Consider the following 18,158-nt stretch of genomic DNA (forward strand, 5'->3'; position numbering starts at 1 on the left):
GAGACCCCAATGACCCATCTCGATTTCGCCCTTGGCGACATGGCCGATACCATCCGCGAAACCACCCATCGTTTCGCGACTGACAAGATTGCGCCGCGCGCTGCAGAGATTGACGCGACAAACAGTTTTCCCATCGACCTCTGGCCGGAAATGGGCGCACTTGGCTTGCATGGAATCACAGTCGAGGAAGAGTTCGGTGGCCTCGGGCTGGGCTATCTCGAACATTGCGTTGCCGTAGAGGAGGTCTCGCGCGCTTCTGCATCGGTAGGGCTTTCTTATGGCGCCCATTCCAACCTCGCTGTCAATCAGACACGGCGCTGGGGCACCGAGGCGCAAAAGCGCAGATATCTGCCCAAGCTGATTTCCGGCGAGCATGTGGGCGCCCTTGCCATGTCCGAAGCCGGATCCGGGTCCGATGTGGTGTCCATGTCGTTGCGGGCAGAAAAGAAGGGCGACCACTACGTCCTGAACGGCACCAAATTCTGGATCACCAATGCGCCAAAAGCCGATGTGCTGATCGTTTATGCAAAGACCGACCCGAGCGCCGGACCAAAGGGCATCACCGCTTTTATCATCGAGAAGGGCATGACAGGCTTTTCCGTCTCTCCCAAACTCGACAAGATGGGGATGCGCGGCTCGGACACCGCCGAACTCGTTTTTGCCGATTGCGAGGTACCGGCTGAAAACGTGCTGGGCGACGAAGGGCAGGGGGTGAAGATTTTGATGTCGGGGCTCGATTACGAACGCGTCGTTTTGGCTGCCGGCCCGTTGGGCATCATGCAGGCGTGCCTCGACACCGTGCTGCCCTATATCAAAGACCGCAAGCAGTTCGGTGCGCCCATTGGTTCCTTCCAACTCATGCAGGCCAAGATTGCCGACATGTATGTCGCGCTCAATTCGTCCCGCGCCTATGTCTATGCTGTGGCCAAAGCTTGCGATGCGGGCCTTACCACCCGGTTCGATGCGGCCGGAGCCATTCTCCTAGCGTCCGAGAATGCGGTAAAAGTGTCGCTCGAGGCCGTGCAGGCGCTGGGCGGTGCCGGATACACCAAGGAATGGCCAGCCGAGCGCTTCGTACGCGATGCCAAGCTCTATGATATCGGGGCCGGAACCAACGAAATCCGCCGTTTCCTGATCGGTCGCGAGGTTATTGGCATATGACGGGCCCGGAGCTGACATCCACAGTCAATCCAACTTCGGACGCCTTTCGCGCCAACGCGGCGCACAACAACGCCCTGGCAGTGGAACTGCACGACGCAGTCGCCAAGGTGGTACGCGGTGGATCGGAGGCGTCGCGCCGGCGCCATGTGGATCGCGGCAAATTGCTGCCGCGCGACCGGGTGGAGCGGCTGCTCGATCCTGGCGCGCCATTCCTTGAGGTTGGCCAACTGGCGGCCAACGGGCTTTATGACGACCAGGCGCCGGGCGCAGGCATTATTTGCGGGATCGGGCAGGTATCGGGCCGGCTCGTTATGATCGTGTGCAACGATCCTACGGTCAAAGGCGGTGCCTATTTCCCGATGACCGTCAAAAAGCACCTCCGTGCCCAGGAGATCGCGTTGGAAAACCGTCTGCCCTGCATCTATCTGGTGGATTCAGGCGGTGCAAATTTGCCCTATCAGGCAGACGTGTTTCCCGATCGCGATCACTTCGGACGCATCTTTTTCAATCAGGCGCAGATGTCTGCCCAATCGATTCCCCAGATCGCCTGCGTCATGGGGTCTTGCACTGCTGGTGGCGCCTATGTTCCAGCGATGAGCGACGAGACTGTGATCGTGCGCAATCAGGGGACTATCTTTCTGGCCGGCCCGCCATTGGTCAAAGCAGCAACAGGTGAGGTGATCTCGGCCGAAGAACTGGGCGGAGCGGAAACGCACGGCAAGACATCGGGTGTGGTGGATCACATTGCTGAAAATGATGAGCACGCGCTGACCATCATTCGCGATATCGTTTCAACGCTGCCGGGTGGAGAGGCCGATGACACACAGGCCGTAGAGAGCAGCCGTTACGATATTTCCGAACTCTACGGCATTATCCCTCAGGATGTGCGGGCACCCTATGATGTCCGTGAAATCATCGCGCGCATCGTCGACGGATCACGCTTTCATGAATTCAAAGCCAATTACGGCACTTCACTGGTAACAGGTTTCGCCAACATCTGGGGTACGCAGATCGGGATCATCGCCAATAATGGCGTTCTGTTTTCTGAAAGCGCGCTCAAGGGCGCACATTTCATAGAGTTGTGCTGCCAACGCCGGATTCCGCTGCTGTTCCTGCAAAACATTTCGGGCTTCATGGTCGGCGGAAAATACGAGGCCGGTGGTATCGCCAAGGATGGCGCCAAGCTGGTGACCGCTGTTGCGACTGCGACGGTCCCCAAGATCACGCTTATTGTCGGCGGCAGTTTTGGGGCCGGCAATTACGGTATGGCCGGCAGGGCGTACTCGCCCCGGTTTCTCTTTACCTGGCCCAACGCCCGAATTTCGGTGATGGGCGGAGAGCAGGCGGCATCGGTGCTGGCGACAGTCAAGCGTGACGGACTTGAATCAAAGGGTGAGACCTGGAGCACAGACGACGAGACGGCCTTCAAAAATCCAATTCGCGAGCGCTACGAGGCGGAGGGTAATCCCTATTTCGCCACTGCGCGGTTGTGGGACGATGGCATCGTCGATCCCGTACAGACCCGCGACGTTCTCGGCCTTGCGTTCAAGGTTACGCTGAACGCGCCGATTCCAGAACGCCCGCAGTTCGGGCTTTTCAGGATGTAGATGATGAAAAGACTTCTCATCGCCAATCGCGGCGAAATCGCCTGCCGCATCATCCGCACGGCGCGGCGCATGGGCATCGAGTCCGTCGCAGTCTTTTCTGACGCCGATCGGGGCGCGCTGCACGTGCGAATGGCCGATACGGCAATCCATATCGGTCCGGCCGCTGCGAGCGAGAGCTATTTGCGCGGCGAAAGAATAATTGCGGCCGCGCAACAAGCCGGCGCCGATGCTATCCACCCAGGGTTCGGGTTCCTGTCCGAAAACGCAAAATTTGCGCAAAGCGTGATCGATGCAGGTCTGATCTGGGTCGGCCCCGATCCGGCCTCGATAAACGCCATGGGATTAAAGGATGCAGCCAAAAGGCTGATGGATCGGGCCGGCGTGCCGGTGACCCCTGGCTATATGGGGAGTGACCAGTCGGCGGGTACCTTGACTGAAGAAGCTGACAGGATCGGTTATCCGGTGCTGATAAAGGCCATCGCCGGTGGTGGTGGCAAGGGCATGCGCAAGGTCGAAAAGAGCGAGGACTTCGCTGCTGCGCTGCAATCGTGCCAACGCGAAGCAAAAAGCGCTTTTGGCGAAGATCGGGTGCTTCTTGAAAAATATGTCACGCGTCCGCGTCATATCGAAGTGCAAGTATTTGGCGACCGTCATGGCAATGTTGTGCATCTGTTCGAGCGTGATTGCTCGCTACAGCGCCGCCACCAGAAAGTGATCGAAGAAGCTCCGGCCCCCGGCATGGATGCCGAAACACGGGCCGCGATCTGCGAAGCTGCAGTTAAAGCGGCTCGCGCCGTGGACTATGTCGGGGCCGGAACCATCGAGTTTATCGCCGACGCGTCGGATGGGCTGCGGGCTGACCGTATCTGGTTCATGGAAATGAACACGCGTCTTCAGGTGGAACATCCGGTAACCGAAGCGATCACCGATGTTGATCTTGTCGAATGGCAGCTTAGAATCGCTGCCGGAGAAAACCTGCCCAAATCTCAGGATGCCCTCAACTTTTCGGGATGGTCCGTTGAAGCCCGGCTCTATGCTGAAGATCCTGCGAATGGTTTTTTGCCCTCGACCGGCACGCTAGAGCTGTTCATGCTGCCCGAAGAGGTTCGTATCGAGACCGGTGTGGCGCAGGGCGATGCCATCACGTCCTTTTACGATCCGATGATCGCCAAGCTGATTGCACATGCGCCAACTCGGCAAGAGGCCATTGATCGGCTACGGTCGGCATGCGGGGCAATTGCAATCCATCCGGTCAAGACAAACGCTGCGTTTCTGGCGCGTGCGCTGTCCGAGCCGGACTTCATCGCGGGCGATGTCGATACCGGCTTTGTTGAGCGCCATATCGATTCGTTGAATCGAAATGTCGAGCCATCCGCAAAGGCCCTTGAACGGGCTGGACAATCCATGCTGCCAAGCGGGCGTGGCGCGTGGAACGCGCTTGCAGGCTTCAGATTGAATGCGCCATCCGCGCGCGAGGTTCGGATGCTGCTCGATGGCAGTGCGGTCAGCGTCACGCTTCCCGAACGCGCTGGCGCGGGCAGGCAGGGGTATGAACCGGGTGCGGCGGGGCCCTTTATCGTTCGAGAAGAGGGCAACAGCATACTTGTTGCCGAGCAGGGCACTGTATTCGCATTTTCGCCCGACCGCTCTGAACCGAGCCATGGTGGGGGCGCAGCCGACGGGGCCATCCGCGCACCCATTCCGGGAAGGGTCACGGCCATTGCAGTCGCTGATGGCCAGCGGGTCAAGAAAGGCGATACGCTGATCGTGCTCGAAGCGATGAAGATGGAATATACGCTCAAGGCACCGTTTGACGGCACTGTCGCAACACTCAATGCCGGTAACGGCGATCAGGTAACCGAAGGCACGGTGCTTGTCGATATTGTGGAGGATGATCAATGAGCGGCCGATATTTCGAGGACTGGGCGTCCGGCGATCAGATAGCGCACCCGATCCGTCGCACAGTGACCGAAGCTGACAACCTACTGATCACGGCATTGACGCATAATCCTCAACCCCTTCATCTCGACGCCGAATATGCCAAGGGGACCGAGTTTGGCCAGGTCGTTGTCAACGGCACCTTCACATTCTCGCTGATGGTCGGGATATCTGTGGCGGAAACCACGCTTGGAACGCTGGTCGCCAATCTCGGCTATGATGCTGTCAAGATGCCCATGCCGGTCTTTATCGGCGATACGTTGCGGGTTGAAACCGAAGTGATCGAACTGCGCGCTTCGGGGAGTCGACCCAAAGCGGGGATTGTTACCTTCGCTCACCGGGCTTTCAACCAGCGCGACGCGATTGTCTGCACCTGTACGCGCACGGCATTGATCCAGCGGAGACCGGCATGAGGCTGCGCGCGCTGCTGTTTGTTCCCGGAGACCGACCAGAGCGAATGGAAAAGGCGCTCAGGAGCGGCGCTGACGCAGTGATCGTAGATCTCGAAGATTCGGTTCTGCCCGAGCGCAAGCCTTGGGCGCGAAAGGATGTGGCGCGGTTTCTGGCGACGACGGACGGCAATGTGAAACTCATGGTCCGTGTCAATCCGCTGGGTTCGCCGGAGCTTGCTGCCGACCTGGAATCGATTTTGCCCACCAAGCCCGATGCTTTGGTTTTGCCCAAGTCGGAAGGCGGCAATTCGGTCGCCGAGTTTGTTGCCATGCTCGGGCTTTCGGACATCCGTGTTCTGCCGATTGCGACCGAAACGCCCAATGCGGTTTTCGGACTGGGCACATATGGGGCAATTGCCAACAGATTGTGCGGGTTGACCTGGGGCGCTGAAGATCTGCCCGCCGCTATCGGGGCCACAACAGCCCGCAGTGAAGACGGGCAATATACCTCGCCGTACGAGATGGTGCGCAACCTCACGCTTTTCGGCGCGCATGCCGCCGGCGTACCAGCCATCGAAACCGTCTATCCCGATATCGCGGACAGTGAAGGGCTCAGGGCTTATGCCGAGCGGGGACGGCGGGACGGATTTTCCGGCATGATGGCCGTTCATCCAGCCCAGGTCCCGGTCATCAATGCAGCGTTTGCGCCAAGTGAAGCCGAACTCGTTCGCGCTCGGGCCGTTATAGCAGCGTTTGCGGGAAGCGAAGGCGCCGGCGCTATCCAACTCGATGGGCGCATGATCGACCGCCCGCATTTCCTCGCCGCACAGCGGTTGTTGGCGCAGGTTGAGTGATGGGGTGGTCCGATGCCGAGAAACAAGCATGGTGGAGCTGATCGGGATCGAACCGACGACCTCGTCATTGCGAACGACGCGCTCTCCCAACTGAGCTACAGCCCCATCCCCAAAAGGATTAGCGCAAATCCGAATGTGCTGGAAGTGGCCTAGTCGGTGGGCAGGGCCAGGGCGATCTGGCCAGGAAGGGTCTTTGCAGGCTCAAAACCGAGATTGGCGCAATTGGCGGCAAAAACCTCGGACCAGACGGCGCCGCGCTGCTCTATATAGGCGACACGGTTGGCCTCCCCTTCCAGCGTAGCCTGCTGAGCTTGTGAACTGGCCAGCTCGGCGGCGCGCATGAAATCTTCATCGGCAAAATAGTTGCAGCCGGGCACATCGATGGATTTCCAGGCGACCAACGCTATGTCGATGACGTCGCGCGCAATCTGACGACTGAAATCCATATAAGGTGCCAGCCCGGCTGTACCGCATGTTTGCTCTGCCGCCGCCGCACGCATCTGGGCGATCCTGTCGGGCGCGTCGTCCAAGGCGTTGGAAGCCGACGAAATGATTTCGCCTAGCCGAATCTCGGCAGCCACCTGTTCGAGCGGGGAGAGATAACTGACCGAGGTGTCGAACACCGCGCATCGAGTCGTGACGTCAATACCGACAACAAGTGCGTCGGCGTCGGTCATCATCTGCTCGACATCGATCCCAGCATCCTGCGCCACGCCATTGCCGACCATCAGCATAGAGAGGACCACGGCAACGGGGCAGGCGGCGGATAAGAATGATGAGCGATAGGACAATACAATATACCTCTGCGAGCCAAAGCGACGCCTCAAAACCAAGCACATTACCAATGTGGCTGTTTTGCGAAGGCGCCGCCGCGTGGTCTTGGCAGGGTACGGATAAAGGAGTCGTAAACGATGATTGCCAAAAGTGTTAACGAGTGGTTTCCGTATGTGTGGATATTTTGCAACATTGCCTTTGCAACCAGTCCAAACAGCTGCTGAACCGGGCGAACGGTTGTTGCGAACCCGTCCGGCATCGCTAGAGTGGGTCTTGCGAATCCATGCATGGGATCGTTTGTCGGTCGCAACGCGACGGCAACACACGACACCAACAATAATGTGGTCGCGTTTCGACAAACTGCCGGATAGCCCGGCGCAAATTGAATGACTGACTTTGGAGGTCAATTATGAAACTTAAGAGCCTTCTTCTGGGTTCTGCAGCAGTTCTGGCCCTGTCGACGGGTGCCCAGGCCGCTGATCCGATTCCGGCGACTTTTGTGTCGCTCGGCGTTTGCGATGCCTACGGCATCGCGGGCCTGACCATCGAATCCGACGACACCTGCCTGTCGATCTCGGGTGAAGTGTCCTACGAATACACGCACGAAGACATCGGTGCTGGTTACGGCATCTACTCCAACGTCGATTGGGAACTGGCCTTCGAAGCTACCACCCAGACCGATGCCGGCGCTGCCGTTGCCTTCATCTCGTTCGTTGACGACGACACCGAAACCGTTACCGGCTTCGTGCATACGTTCTCGGACGATCCCGTTGTTGATCAGGCCTACGTCCAGTTCGGCGACACCACCGTTCTTTCGGCTGGTAAGAAAGACAAGATCCTCGACACCGAAGTTCTCGACCGCACTTATGGTGGTGGCGATGCGCACGAACTGTTCGATTGGGATCTCGATGAGGGCGAACTGTCCAACACTGTTGCTCAGGGCGGCCACGTCATCACGATCGAATCGCTGGTTGCTGATGGCTTCACCGTCATAGCCGGTCTCGAAGACCTCGATGGCGACGGCACTGCACTGCTCGGCGTCGAATATGACGGCGGCATGTTCTCTGCTGAAGCTGCTGTTCTGCTCGGTGACCTCTATGGTGCCACCGATCCGATCAACTTCTATGCTGCTGTGAATGCTGAGTTCGATTCGTTCGAAGCCCGCGCTGCGGTGATCTTTGACGACTCCGGTGACTACATTGCTTCGCTTGGTGCCACGGCAACCTTCGACATGTTCGCGCTCGACGTTGACGCATACATCGACGAAATCGCTGGCGACAACGACTGGGGCATTGCTGCCGAAGGTTCGTTCAACGCCACTGAAACCGTTGCCATCTATATCGGCGCCGGTTACCAGGAAGTCGTCGCTGTTGATCAGTTCACCGTTTACGGTGGTGTGAACGCTGACGTCACCGAAACCATCGCTGCCAATGCTGAACTCGGCTACGTCGACAACGGCGGCGCTGACTACATCTACGGCGCTGCTGGCCTGACCTACGCACCGGGCGGCGGTTTCGAAACCAGCCTGAACGTGTTCGCCGATACCGACGACCACTACAAGCTGACTTTCGAAGCTTCGAAAGAGTTCTAAGAACTCTTCGCCTCAAGGCGAATTTGGAAGGCCCGGCATTTGCCGGGCCTTTTCTTTTTGTATTCGGTCGTTTCTGTCGCGTGATGACAAAGGTTACGGCTTTGCCAGCGTGTCAAATGGTCTAGACTAAGGCAACTGACCGAGTCGACTCGAACTGGCCGCAACACGTGGCTGCAAGTTATTGGCCCTAAATGATCTCTTCCCGTATTTTTGCATGCGTCGTTCCCGCCATTTTTGTGGTGATGCCGACCCAGTCCACATTGGCGCAGTATCAAGCGCTAAATGAAACATCCCAGGTAGCCGTTGAAGCCAGTGAGCCTTTCACTTGGGTCGTGCAAAGCGATGGCGGCGAGATCACACTGTCAGGCAACGTGCCCTATGAATCGGTTGCGGCGCTGCTTTCGCGCCGTGCCGGAGTTGAGGGAGAGGCCAACCTTACTGTCGCTGAGGGCGCGCCGCTCGGATTCCTGCGCGACGCCTTGATCGCCATATCGGCAATCGAAAATCTCGAATACGGAGCGATCGCTTACGATGGCATTGGTTGGGTCATTTTAGGCGTTCGTCGTGATGACGAGACGTTTGACGACTTGGCCGACGTGCTTGGCGCCAGATTGTCGCAGGAGCCCGACGTCATGGATGCTGCGACCGATGGCGACGGCGAGGTCGTACAGGGTTCCGATTCGGTTGCTGAAAGTGTTGTTGATTCCGTTGAAGAATTGCTTGAGGAAACCAGCGCTAGATCCGAGGCTTTAATAGAAAATGCCGAAGGTGAGCCGATCGCATCCGGTACGGAGTCGGCGCCTCCTCGTGATGCTGAGGTCAGCCCACAAGAGGAGAGTTCGACATCGATACACGATGTCAGCGGAAATGGGACAGCCACCGGTCAGGATCAAATCGAGACACCGACTGGGATCAGTGCTGAACCCGGGCCCGTCGTAGAAGAGTCAGAACCGGTCTTCCCGGATGCAAGCGATACGTCTGCTGCCAATGATGAGGCAGCAGTTGCACAGTGCCGCGAACAAATGGCTGGCCTCATGCTGGGCAATCCGATCTCGTTTGCATCCGGCAGTACGCTGCCGACAGCGAGTTCAGAGGGTGTGATTGCCAACATCGCCGCTGTACTAGACGTTTGCCCTTCGCAACCGGTTTATGTAGAAGGTCATACTGACGCCGATGGGCGGACGGAAACCAATCTCGTTCTTTCACTGAACCGTGCCGAGGCCGTTGTCGATCGATTGGTGGAGCTGGGGGTCGATCCTCAGCGCCTTTTCGCTGTCGGTTATGGTTCCAGCCTTCCAGTGGCGTCCAATGAGACGTCCTCCGGTAAGGCGGAGAACCGGCGTATTGTCTTCAGTTTCGAGGACATTGCGCAATAGGCGGCGTCACGCGCTCGGTTTGGTCTGGGAGCGTTAGGCGAGAGCGGGATGCGCTGGATGGCGCAAGAATGGGGAAGTGGGGGGCTTGGCAGTGAGTGATATTGCATATCTTATCGCCATAAACTGGCCGTTTCTGGTCTTAGCTTTGCTGATTGGCATCGCGACCGGGTGGTACGGCGCGCCGGAAAAACTGCGTTGAGGGCGAATCCATGAATCCCACACCGCACATCATTCCAAGCGCTTTGCTGCTTTTGGCCGCGTTCTTCATCGGCTGTCTTGTCGGCTATATGCTGAAGCGTGTCTTGGGCTCGCGCCAGCCCGTACCCTCGTCCGCTCACTCAGCCAAGACTACGCCCGCCATTGCGCCGCACGCTCAGGATTTGGGAGATCCATCTCTTGGGTTGCTGGAAGGGCCGATCGGCGGACAGGCCGATGACCTCAAGCTTATCAAGGGCGTAGGTCCAAAACTTGAATCGGTCCTGCATGCAAATGGCGTTTATCACTTCAGCCAGATTGCGGCCTGGAATGCCAAATCCATTGCAGAGATGAATGCGCGGCTGTCCTTCAAGGGGCGCATCGAACGCGAGAAGTGGGTCTCGCAGGCCAAGGCGCTGCTCAAGGGTTCGAAAGTTTAAGCGGGATTGAGGGCGGTGCCGAGCCTGCGACGTACGGTGATACGGCCATTTATGCCAGGATCATGCAAAATCGGCGTGCTCGGTCGGAAGGTTTTCTTCAGGCTGGCGGCAGATGTCGCGCAAAAAGCCGGCGATTGCCTGATGTTCCACGGTGTCTTCAAAAAGCGCTGGCGAGCCTTGGTCGGAGATCACCAGTGTTGCAGCGTCCGGGCGACGGCGCACCATCTCGTCAAACGTTGCGCGTCGAACCTGGTCGGTGAGTTGTGAGCGCAAAATCATGAGCGGTGCGTGCGATAGGGTATCGAACAACTGCCATTGCGGCTCAAGAACGTCGTCGAATTCAAACTGTTCGAGTTGCTCAACCAGTCGGCCATCAAACAGGGCGAGGGGCCGACCGCGGGCGTCCTGAGTATAAAAGCGTTCGCTAAAACCGTCGAGACGAGCTTCGGTTTCTCCCGGATAGTCGGTGCCAATTATCTTGCGCAGCGCGGCCCGCGCCACTTGCGGAGACTTGATGCTCGTCAGGTGACGGAAATTGTTGCGTGTGCGTACCAAACCGCGCGGGTCAGTCACCGGTCCCGCATCAATGAGAATGGTGCCGGCGACAGCAAGTGGCTGGCGACCCGCCATGACCATTGCCACCTGGCCGCCATGACCCTCACCGGCAAGAACTGCACGCGGCACATCGAGCGCTGCCATGACAGCAAGGACGCAATCGGCGTCGCCCAACGTCGAGTATGATGCGTTCTTGGGATAGCGTGAAGAACGACCCCGCCCGGGCAAATCAATGAGGATGAAGGCAAAATCCGTGTCGGGCTGGCGGTTTACGGCTCGCGGCAGGCTGGCGAAATCGGACATGTTGCGCACGTAACCCGGCAGGCAAACAACCGGCACGACATCGTCGCGGATTTCACCGTGAATATGGACGGCAATGCTAGTGTTGGCGGCACCGCAAACCACAGTCCGGATTGGCAGGTCGGAAAAAACCGCTGATTGGGGCAGGGGAGTTGCACGCTTGAACATGATGCTTCATACCACGCCCGGCGGTGCAAACAATCGTGGTAATCTTCGGTTGGATGCTCGGCTTGTCGCGCCACGCAAGTGCCATTATGGTGCGCCAGTTTTGGGGGTGACAAAACCGTCATCTCGCGCCATCAAGAAACATCCCGTTAGGGATCAAGGGCGATAATCCAGCTATGGGCGGCTGCCAGGCACGCCAAGTGTTGAAATCAAGGACTGTCTCACATGTTTTCCGGGTCGATCACGGCGTTGGTAACGCCGTTCCATAATGGTGCTGTTGATGAAGACGCCATGGCGCGCTTCGTCAAATGGCAGATCGAGGAAGGCACCAATGGACTTGTGCCCGTGGGGACGACGGGTGAAAGTCCGACGGTGAGTCACGAAGAGCACCGCCGCATCATCGAGATCGCTATCGAAATTGCTGCAAAGCGCGTGCCGGTTATCGCAGGGGCAGGATCGAACTCGACGCGTGAAGCGATCCACCTTGCCGAGTTCGCCGAAAAGGTGGGCGCTGACGGGATATTGACGATCGTACCCTATTACAACAAGCCCAACCAGGAGGGGCTGTTCCAGCACTTCTCGGCGATCGCAAGGGCGACCAGCCTGCCGGTCATTCTTTATTCGGTGCCGGGCAGAACAGTGGTCGATATCAACGTCGATACGATGAAGCGGCTGCGCGATGCCTGCCCCAACATCGTCGGCGTCAAGGATGCGACAGCTGACATGAGCAAGGCAACAATGACACGCGCCGCGCTTGGCCCGGATTTCGCGATGCTGTCGGGCGAAGACATAACCGCACTCGGGTTCAATGCTCACGGGGGCAGGGGGTGTATCTCTGTTACCTCCAACGTGGCGCCGCGCTTGTGTTCGGCGCTCCAGGCTGCATGTCAGGCGGGTGATTTCGCAACAGCGTTGACAATTCAAGACCGTTTGGCACCGCTTCATAAGGCGCTGTTTATTGAGCCTAACCCGCAGGGCGTAAAATACGCAGCGACACGACTTGGGCTGTTTGGCGACGAGATCCGGCTCCCCCTTGTCCCGGCTGCGGAAACGACGCGCGCCGCAATCGACGCTGCGCTGGTTCACGCCGGGCTTATCAACTGATTGGCAGGTAATGGCACCCAAAAAGGAAAAAGAGCTGCTCGAAACCGGCATGGTGTCTGAAAACCGCCGCGCCAGGTTTGACTACGAGGTTCTCGATACCATCGAGGCCGGCATTGTGCTGCGCGGAACTGAGGTCAAATCCTTGCGCAACGGCAAGGCCCAGATCGCCGAGTCCTATGTATCGCCCGAAGGCGGCGAGTTGTGGCTGGTGAACGCCAATATACCCGAATATGTACAGGCCAACCGCTTCAATCATGACGAGAAGCGCCGTCGCAAGCTGCTGGTTTCGCACCGTGAGCTCGTCAAACTGGCGCGCGGCGTAGAGCGGCAGGGCAACACCATCGTCCCCCTCAAGCTCTATTTCAACGATCGCGGCATGGCCAAGTTGCTGATCGGGCTTGCCAAGGGCCGCAAGTCTCACGACAAGCGTGACGTCCAGAAGGATCGGGACTGGGCGCGCGACAAACAGCGGATATTGAAGAACGGATAGAACCGCTCGATTTCTGCTGCCTAACTCGTTTAGTCCGCCAGAGCCGCCTTCGCTTTCCCCATGGCGGCTTCGAACATTTCCGGTGTCAGACGACCCGTGTTGGTATTGTAGCGCGAACAATGGAAGCTATCGACCAGTAGCTTGCCACTGGTAAGCCGGTGTTCGCGTCCATGGCCGAAGGGAAATGCGGCTCGGCGCTCACCCAATGCACTCAAGAGTGATTCGTGGGCGATGCGACCAAGGGCAAAAAACACGTTAGCCTGTGGATTTGCATCAATGGTCGCAGTGAGAAACTGGCGGCACGTCGCAATTTCGGGACCGGTGGGCTTGTTTTGTGGGGGCACGCAACGCACCGAATTGACGATGAGCGTATCGACAAGCCGCAGACTGTCGTTAGGGTCCGCTTCAAACTCGCCAGTCGCCAGCCCGAACTTCTTGAGTGTGGCGTAAAGCAGGTCTCCTGCGTAGTCGCCGGTGAAAGGTCGCCCCGTGCGATTGGCTCCGCGCAAACCGGGGGCAAGGCCAACAATCAATAGACTTGGCGCGGCGTCGCCCCAATTGTCGACGGGCCCATTGTGCCAATCGGGAAACTGCTCACGATTAACCCGTCTAAACTCGGCAAGCCGCGGACAGAGAGGGCAGTCTTGTGGTGGATTGGTCGGGATCGCCAAGGGAAAACTCGAACGAGAATCAGTCCGTAGCATCCTCTCTGGCTGCCTGCTGTCGGTCAACCTGGGGACGACCGACAGTCTTGGCAAGTGTCGCGATTTCCAGGAAGTAGTCAGCCTGACGGCGAAGGTCATCCGAGATCATCGGCGTTGGGGTGGTAAGCGTGGATGCGACAGTTATTTTTTTACCCCGGCGCTGCAGAGCGGCAACCAAGGCCGTAAAATCGCCATCGCCTGAAAACAGAACAAGATGATCGTAATGGCTGGACATCTCGAGTGCATCGATAGCCAGCTCGATGTCCATGTTGCCCTTGACCTTGCGGCGCCCTTGGGTGTCGGTGAATTCCTTGGCCGGCTTGGTGACGACGGTGTAGCCATTGTAGTCGAGCCAGTCGATGAGCGGCCGGATCGAAGAATACTCCTGATCTTCAACGAGCGCTGTATAGTAATAGGCGCGCAGCAGATAGCCGGTATTTTGAAACTCGCCCAGCAAGCGCTTGTAATCGATATCAACGCCCAGTGCTCGGGACGTTGCGTAAAGGTTCGCGCCGTCGATGAACAGCACGACCTTTTCCCGTGGATCGAACATATGGATAAAAGCTCCAAACAATAAATCTGCAGAAAAAACTTCAATCGTTCACATCGCTCAACGCCGCAGATGGGAAAGAAGTTCATTCCAGCGCTAAATTAAGATGTCCCGCCGGCGCAAACCCCTGCTTGTCAATGCCAAACCGCTCGTGTAATAGAATGGGCAACTCCCCTAAAGCAATGGAGACCGGCTGTGGCACGCGTCACCGTAGAAGATTGCATTGAAAAGATTCCGAACCGCTTCGAGCTGGTTCTTGCGGCAGCCCACCGGGCGCGCATGATCTCCTCTGGCGGCCAGATCACAGTAGATCGCGACAACGACAAGAACCCCGTGGTTGCACTACGCGAGATCGGAGACGGCACGATTTCGCCCGACGATCTGCAGGAAGATCTGATCCACTCGCTCCAGAAATATGTGGAAGTCGACGAACCCGAAATGGATACGGCGCCGCGCATCGAAACGTCTTCGGACGAAGAAGGCCCAGTGTTCGATACCATTTCCGAGGAAGAACTGCTCCGAGGCATCGAGTCTCTGGCCCCGCCCGAGCGTCGCGACGATTGATCGGCGCAAGCCTTTCCCTATAGTGTTTGTAAAGGCGTCTGGCTCTCGGGCCGGGCGCCTTTGCAGTTTGTGGTCTGAAATTGTCTGGAGTACCCCGGCGCATGATGCGTCAGTACGAACTCGTCGAACGCGTTCTCGCCTATAATCCCAATGCCGACGAGGCCTTGCTCAACAAGGCCTATGTTTACGGCATGCAAAAGCATGGCAGCCAGACGCGCGCGTCGGGCGATCCTTATTTTGCCCATCCGCTCGAAGTGGCTGCAATTCTCACCGATCTCAAGCTGGACGACGCGACTATCGCCGTTGCGCTGCTTCACGATACGATCGAGGATACCGACGCCACTCGCGCCGAGATCGATGAGATGTTCGGCACCGAGATCGGCCAGATCGTTGACGGGCTGACCAAGATCGAACGCCTAAATCTTGTCTCGCGCGAGGAAGCCCAAGCGGAAAACCTGCGCAAGCTGCTGCTGGCCATTTCCCAGGATGTACGGGTGCTGTTGGTCAAGCTGGCAGACCGCCTGCACAATATGCGCACTCTCGAATTCATGCCTGTTCACAAGCGTGGCCGCATCGCGCAGGAAACCATGGATATCTATGCTCCGCTTGCGGGCCGCATGGGTATGCAGGACATGCGCAACGAGCTCGAAGACCTCTCGTTCAAGTCACTTTATCCCGAGCACTACAACGCTATCACCTCGCGCCTGTCGCAGATGGAAATTTCCAGCCGTGAGATCGTGGCGGAAATTCGCAGCGAACTCGAAGAGCATCTTGCCGGGCAGGGCATCAAGGCGAAGGTCTCATGGCGTCTGAAGTCGGCCTGGTCGATCTATTCCAAGATTGAGCGCAAGGCGATTGCGCTCGAACAACTCTCGGACATGATCGGTTTCCGCGTAATCGTCGACACAATCGACGAGTGCTATCGAACCCTTGGCGTCATCCATACGAGTTGGAAAGTCGTGCCCGGACGGTTCAAGGACTATATCTCCGTTCCCAAAGCCAACGATTATCGCTCGATTCACACCACCATCGTCGGTCCGGGCCGCCAGCGTGTCGAGCTGCAGATCCGCACTTCGGAAATGCACGCCATCGCCGAGTTCGGTATCGCAGCGCATCAGCTCTACAAGGAAGCCATTTCCGGCGATATGCACCGGCTCGAGGAAGAGAGCCAGGCATACAACTGGCTACGCTCGACGATTGCCCGATTAACCGAGGGCGACAATCCCGAGGAATTCGTCGAGCACACAAAGCTCGAGCTGTTCCAGGACCAGGTGTTCTGCTTCACACCACGCGGACGTCTCATTGCCTTGCCGCGAGGCGCGACGCCTATCGATTTCGCCTATGCCGTTCATACCGACGTCGGCGATACCTGTGTTGGCTGCAAGGTCAACGGTACAGTAATGCCGCTTATCACCCAATTGCATTCGGGCGACGAGGTCGAGATCCTGCGTGATGCCGACCACAGCCCACCGCCCAATTGGGAAAACATAGCGATGACCGGGAAGGCGCGCTCAGCGATCCGCCGTGCGGTACGCCAGGGGGCATTTGCGCGCGCCATTTCACTGGGCGAGCAGGTGCTTATGGCGGTCATCGAGCGCGAGGGACTGGAACTCAACGAGGATGAGGTCGTCGCGCTTGCCAATCGGTTCACGATTGCGGATCGCAATTCTATGATGGCCGCCATTGGGGAGGGGCGAATTACCGCCGAAGATCTGGCGCGCGAAACAACCTCGCTCAAGGGCAAGCGGCGGCGCAAGGGCAGGCTGGTCCTGCCGGTTGCCAATGATGCCGAGGGATGGTTCTCGCTGCGCAATGCGCAATATTTCAAGTTCCGCATGCCCGGTGGGCAACATAGCGCCATCAAGAAATTCGCCACGATGGTCGGATTCGATTTCAATATGCCCGTTGACGTTTCGCGCGAGGGTGTCGTTCCGGGTGATCGCATCATCGGCATATTCCACCAGGCTGGGCACATGGAGGTTTACCCCATGGAATCCGAGGCGCTTGCCGGTTTCCACGACGTCGATGTCGGCTGGATCGACGTGCGCTGGGATATGGCCGGAAAGCCAGAAGCGCGGTTCAAGGTTGTCGTGTCCATGTACTCCCAAAACCGGCCCGGCTCGCTGGCGCAGATCACCGGCGCAATTGCTGCGTGCGATGCCAATATCTCGAACCTTGCGATGCGGGCGCTTGCTGCCGATTCCCACGAGCTGATCTTCGAACTTGAGGTGCATGACCTGACTCAGTTGACAGACGTGCTTGCAACGCTCAAACGCACACCGGGCCTGTCGCGGGTCCAGCGTGCTACGATAATCCAGGCCAACGCCATTTCCGGCATGGAAGGTGCGCTCGAAGCCGGGACGCAAGAGACAACGGAGACCGACACACAATGACCCAGGACGACGTCCTCGATATTTTCCGCTCGTGCGATGCGCTGCTCGAAGGCCATTTCATCTTGTCATCGGGGCTACGCTCACCGGTATTCCTGCAAAAGAACCGTGTGTTCATGTTCGCTGACAAGGCCGAGAAACTGTGCAGGGCGCTGGCCGAGAAGATCAGGGCCGAAGGCTTTGGCGACGTCTCGCAAGTCGTCTCGCCCGCTGTCGGCGGCATCATCCCTGGCTATGAGACCTCGCGTCACCTTGGCGTGCCAGCGATATTTACCGAGCGGGTGAATGGCGTCTTCGAGCTGCGGCGCAGCTTTTCTGTTGCGCCGGGAGAGAAGGTCATCATTGTCGAGGATATCGTTTCGACCGGGCTGTCGATCCGCGAGTGTATTGATGCGCTCAAGGCGCTCGGCGCCGATGTGATCGCTGCGGCCTGTATCGTTGACCGATCGGGAGGCGAGGCCGATGTGGGCGTGCCGCTTGTGTCGCTGACGCAATACAAGGTTCCCGCTTACGCGCCAGACGATCTGCCGCCCGAATTGGCCGCTATGCCGGCGGTAAAACCAGGGAGCCGCGGATTGCAATGATCATCGGCCTTGGCAATGATATCTGCGAAATCGCCCATGTCGAGCGCACGCTAGAGCGTTTCGGCGAGCGGTTCACGCAGCGTTGTTTTACCGAGATCGAGCGGACGAAATCTAACCGGCGGCGGTTGCGCGCCGCATCCTATGCCAAGCGCTTTGCCGCAAAAGAAGCCTGTGCCAAGGCGCTGGGAACGGGGTTGTCCAACGGCGTTTTCTGGCGCGACATGGGCGTGGTCAATCTGCCCAGCGGCAAGCCTACGATGGAACTCACTGGCGGAGCGGCCAAAATGCTGGCAAGGCTTGTGCCCGAGGGGCATCAGCCCCATATCCACGTCTCGATCACCGATGATAACGGCATGGCGCAAGCCTTCGTGATCATCGAGGCGCTCCCTGTTGACCCGGCCCGGTCGCTCCCGTAACAAACTCC

The 18,158-nt window shown here is 58.2% G+C and carries 18 protein-coding genes and 1 tRNA gene; 14 read left to right on the forward strand and 5 right to left on the reverse strand.

Going from position 1 to position 18,158, the window contains the following annotated elements:
* Positions 1-9 precede the first annotated feature (9 nt).
* The 5 genes from ACN0TA_RS06835 to ACN0TA_RS06855 are packed head-to-tail and all read left to right on the forward strand — an operon-like array spanning position 10 to position 5,952.
* Entirely contained in the window at positions 10-1,161 is a 1,152-nt protein-coding gene (locus ACN0TA_RS06835; RefSeq protein WP_417581116.1) for an isovaleryl-CoA dehydrogenase, read from the forward strand.
* Complete coding sequence (locus ACN0TA_RS06840; protein WP_417581118.1) at positions 1,158-2,768, forward strand: carboxyl transferase domain-containing protein; 1,611 nt, start codon at positions 1,158-1,160, stop codon at positions 2,766-2,768. The genes ACN0TA_RS06835 and ACN0TA_RS06840 overlap by 4 nt, the downstream gene beginning before the upstream one ends.
* Positions 2,769-4,670, forward strand: a complete 1,902-nt coding sequence (locus ACN0TA_RS06845) for an acetyl/propionyl/methylcrotonyl-CoA carboxylase subunit alpha (RefSeq protein ID WP_417581120.1) — start codon at positions 2,769-2,771, stop codon at positions 4,668-4,670.
* Positions 4,667-5,119, forward strand: coding sequence for a MaoC family dehydratase (locus ACN0TA_RS06850; RefSeq protein ID WP_417581122.1), 453 nt, complete (start codon positions 4,667-4,669; stop codon positions 5,117-5,119). The genes ACN0TA_RS06845 and ACN0TA_RS06850 overlap by 4 nt, the downstream gene beginning before the upstream one ends.
* A complete protein-coding gene (locus ACN0TA_RS06855; RefSeq protein WP_417581124.1) occupies positions 5,116-5,952 on the forward strand; it encodes an HpcH/HpaI aldolase/citrate lyase family protein in 837 nt (278 codons plus the stop codon). Before ACN0TA_RS06850 ends, ACN0TA_RS06855 begins: the two co-directional genes overlap by 4 nt.
* 29 nt (positions 5,953-5,981) lie before the next feature.
* On the opposite strand, the gene ACN0TA_RS06860 is transcribed toward ACN0TA_RS06855, so the two are convergent.
* Together ACN0TA_RS06860 and ACN0TA_RS06865 are read right to left on the reverse strand one after the other, a co-directional pair.
* A tRNA-Ala gene (locus ACN0TA_RS06860) sits at positions 5,982-6,057 on the reverse strand.
* A gap of 44 nt (positions 6,058-6,101) precedes the next feature.
* Positions 6,102-6,686, reverse strand: coding sequence for a hypothetical protein (locus tag ACN0TA_RS06865; RefSeq protein WP_417581126.1), 585 nt, complete (start codon positions 6,684-6,686; stop codon positions 6,102-6,104).
* Between the two features lie 449 nt (positions 6,687-7,135).
* Between ACN0TA_RS06865 and ACN0TA_RS06870 the strand changes: the two genes are divergently transcribed.
* From ACN0TA_RS06870 to ACN0TA_RS06880, 3 genes are all read left to right on the forward strand, one after another.
* The gene (locus tag ACN0TA_RS06870) at positions 7,136-8,317 is read left to right on the forward strand and encodes a porin (protein ID WP_417581128.1); all 1,182 of its coding nucleotides are present in this window, start codon (positions 7,136-7,138) and stop codon (positions 8,315-8,317) included.
* A gap of 191 nt (positions 8,318-8,508) precedes the next feature.
* Positions 8,509-9,693: an OmpA family protein gene (locus ACN0TA_RS06875; protein ID WP_417581130.1), complete on the forward strand. Its 1,185-nt coding sequence runs from the start codon at positions 8,509-8,511 to the stop codon at positions 9,691-9,693.
* Positions 9,694-9,902: 209 nt separating this feature from the next.
* Positions 9,903-10,328, forward strand: a complete 426-nt coding sequence (locus ACN0TA_RS06880; protein ID WP_417581132.1) for a hypothetical protein — start codon at positions 9,903-9,905, stop codon at positions 10,326-10,328.
* 60 nt (positions 10,329-10,388) lie between these two features.
* On the opposite strand, the gene ACN0TA_RS06885 is transcribed toward ACN0TA_RS06880, so the two are convergent.
* Positions 10,389-11,351 (reverse strand): alpha/beta fold hydrolase, encoded by a 963-nt coding sequence (locus tag ACN0TA_RS06885; protein WP_417581134.1) that lies wholly within the window; start codon positions 11,349-11,351, stop codon positions 10,389-10,391.
* 222 nt (positions 11,352-11,573) lie between these two features.
* Between ACN0TA_RS06885 and dapA the strand changes: the two genes are divergently transcribed.
* Positions 11,574-12,452: a 4-hydroxy-tetrahydrodipicolinate synthase gene (gene dapA, locus ACN0TA_RS06890; RefSeq protein WP_417581136.1), complete on the forward strand. Its 879-nt coding sequence runs from the start codon at positions 11,574-11,576 to the stop codon at positions 12,450-12,452.
* Positions 12,453-12,462: 10 nt separating this feature from the next.
* Positions 12,463-12,942: an SsrA-binding protein SmpB gene (gene smpB, locus ACN0TA_RS06895; RefSeq protein ID WP_417581138.1), complete on the forward strand. Its 480-nt coding sequence runs from the start codon at positions 12,463-12,465 to the stop codon at positions 12,940-12,942.
* A 29-nt stretch (positions 12,943-12,971) separates the two neighbouring features.
* Here the strand turns inward: smpB and ACN0TA_RS06900 are convergent, their stop codons facing one another.
* Positions 12,972-13,646: a uracil-DNA glycosylase gene (locus ACN0TA_RS06900; RefSeq protein WP_417581140.1), complete on the reverse strand. Its 675-nt coding sequence runs from the start codon at positions 13,644-13,646 to the stop codon at positions 12,972-12,974.
* Positions 13,633-14,199: an NYN domain-containing protein gene (locus ACN0TA_RS06905; RefSeq protein ID WP_417581142.1), complete on the reverse strand. Its 567-nt coding sequence runs from the start codon at positions 14,197-14,199 to the stop codon at positions 13,633-13,635. Before ACN0TA_RS06905 ends, ACN0TA_RS06900 begins: the two co-directional genes overlap by 14 nt.
* 192 nt (positions 14,200-14,391) lie before the next feature.
* On the opposite strand from ACN0TA_RS06905, the gene rpoZ reads away from it, so the two are divergent.
* The 4 genes from rpoZ (at position 14,392) to acpS (ending at position 18,150) form a co-directional block, all read left to right on the forward strand.
* Entirely contained in the window at positions 14,392-14,760 is a 369-nt protein-coding gene (rpoZ, locus tag ACN0TA_RS06910; protein ID WP_338607091.1) for a DNA-directed RNA polymerase subunit omega, read from the forward strand.
* Between the two features lie 101 nt (positions 14,761-14,861).
* On the forward strand, positions 14,862-17,153 hold the full coding sequence (locus ACN0TA_RS06915; protein ID WP_417581144.1) for a RelA/SpoT family protein: 2,292 nt from the start codon (positions 14,862-14,864) through the stop codon (positions 17,151-17,153).
* The gene (gene pyrE, locus ACN0TA_RS06920; RefSeq protein WP_417581146.1) at positions 17,150-17,734 is read left to right on the forward strand and encodes an orotate phosphoribosyltransferase; all 585 of its coding nucleotides are present in this window, start codon (positions 17,150-17,152) and stop codon (positions 17,732-17,734) included. The genes ACN0TA_RS06915 and pyrE overlap by 4 nt, the downstream gene beginning before the upstream one ends.
* Complete coding sequence (gene acpS, locus ACN0TA_RS06925) at positions 17,731-18,150, forward strand: holo-ACP synthase (protein ID WP_417581148.1); 420 nt, start codon at positions 17,731-17,733, stop codon at positions 18,148-18,150. The genes pyrE and acpS overlap by 4 nt, the downstream gene beginning before the upstream one ends.
* The last annotated feature ends 8 nt before the right edge of the window (positions 18,151-18,158 follow it).

Origin of the sequence: Pelagibacterium sp., from assembly GCF_048264985.1 — a bacterium.
Classification (GTDB): domain Bacteria; phylum Pseudomonadota; class Alphaproteobacteria; order Rhizobiales; family Devosiaceae; genus Pelagibacterium.

Bases quoted from the DNA above. Each gene is read 5' to 3' on its own strand.
- ACN0TA_RS06845 (WP_417581120.1), top strand. From the start codon at position 2,769: ATGATGAAAAGACTTCTCATCGCCAATCGCGGCGAAATCGCCTGCCGC.
- ACN0TA_RS06835 (WP_417581116.1), top strand. From the start codon at position 10: ATGACCCATCTCGATTTCGCCCTTGGCGACATGGCCGATACCATCCGC.
- ACN0TA_RS06915 (WP_417581144.1), top strand. From the start codon at position 14,862: ATGATGCGTCAGTACGAACTCGTCGAACGCGTTCTCGCCTATAATCCC.
- ACN0TA_RS06840 (WP_417581118.1), top strand. From the start codon at position 1,158: ATGACGGGCCCGGAGCTGACATCCACAGTCAATCCAACTTCGGACGCC.
- ACN0TA_RS06855 (WP_417581124.1), top strand. From the start codon at position 5,116: ATGAGGCTGCGCGCGCTGCTGTTTGTTCCCGGAGACCGACCAGAGCGA.
- ACN0TA_RS06875 (WP_417581130.1), top strand. From the start codon at position 8,509: ATGATCTCTTCCCGTATTTTTGCATGCGTCGTTCCCGCCATTTTTGTG.
- acpS (WP_417581148.1), top strand. From the start codon at position 17,731: ATGATCATCGGCCTTGGCAATGATATCTGCGAAATCGCCCATGTCGAG.
- ACN0TA_RS06865 (WP_417581126.1), bottom strand. From the start codon at position 6,686: ATGCTGATGGTCGGCAATGGCGTGGCGCAGGATGCTGGGATCGATGTC.
- smpB (WP_417581138.1), top strand. From the start codon at position 12,463: ATGGCACCCAAAAAGGAAAAAGAGCTGCTCGAAACCGGCATGGTGTCT.
- ACN0TA_RS06880 (WP_417581132.1), top strand. From the start codon at position 9,903: ATGAATCCCACACCGCACATCATTCCAAGCGCTTTGCTGCTTTTGGCC.
- ACN0TA_RS06905 (WP_417581142.1), bottom strand. From the start codon at position 14,199: ATGTTCGATCCACGGGAAAAGGTCGTGCTGTTCATCGACGGCGCGAAC.
- ACN0TA_RS06885 (WP_417581134.1), bottom strand. From the start codon at position 11,351: ATGTTCAAGCGTGCAACTCCCCTGCCCCAATCAGCGGTTTTTTCCGAC.
- ACN0TA_RS06870 (WP_417581128.1), top strand. From the start codon at position 7,136: ATGAAACTTAAGAGCCTTCTTCTGGGTTCTGCAGCAGTTCTGGCCCTG.
- pyrE (WP_417581146.1), top strand. From the start codon at position 17,150: ATGACCCAGGACGACGTCCTCGATATTTTCCGCTCGTGCGATGCGCTG.
- ACN0TA_RS06850 (WP_417581122.1), top strand. From the start codon at position 4,667: ATGAGCGGCCGATATTTCGAGGACTGGGCGTCCGGCGATCAGATAGCG.
- dapA (WP_417581136.1), top strand. From the start codon at position 11,574: ATGTTTTCCGGGTCGATCACGGCGTTGGTAACGCCGTTCCATAATGGT.
- ACN0TA_RS06900 (WP_417581140.1), bottom strand. From the start codon at position 13,646: ATGCTACGGACTGATTCTCGTTCGAGTTTTCCCTTGGCGATCCCGACC.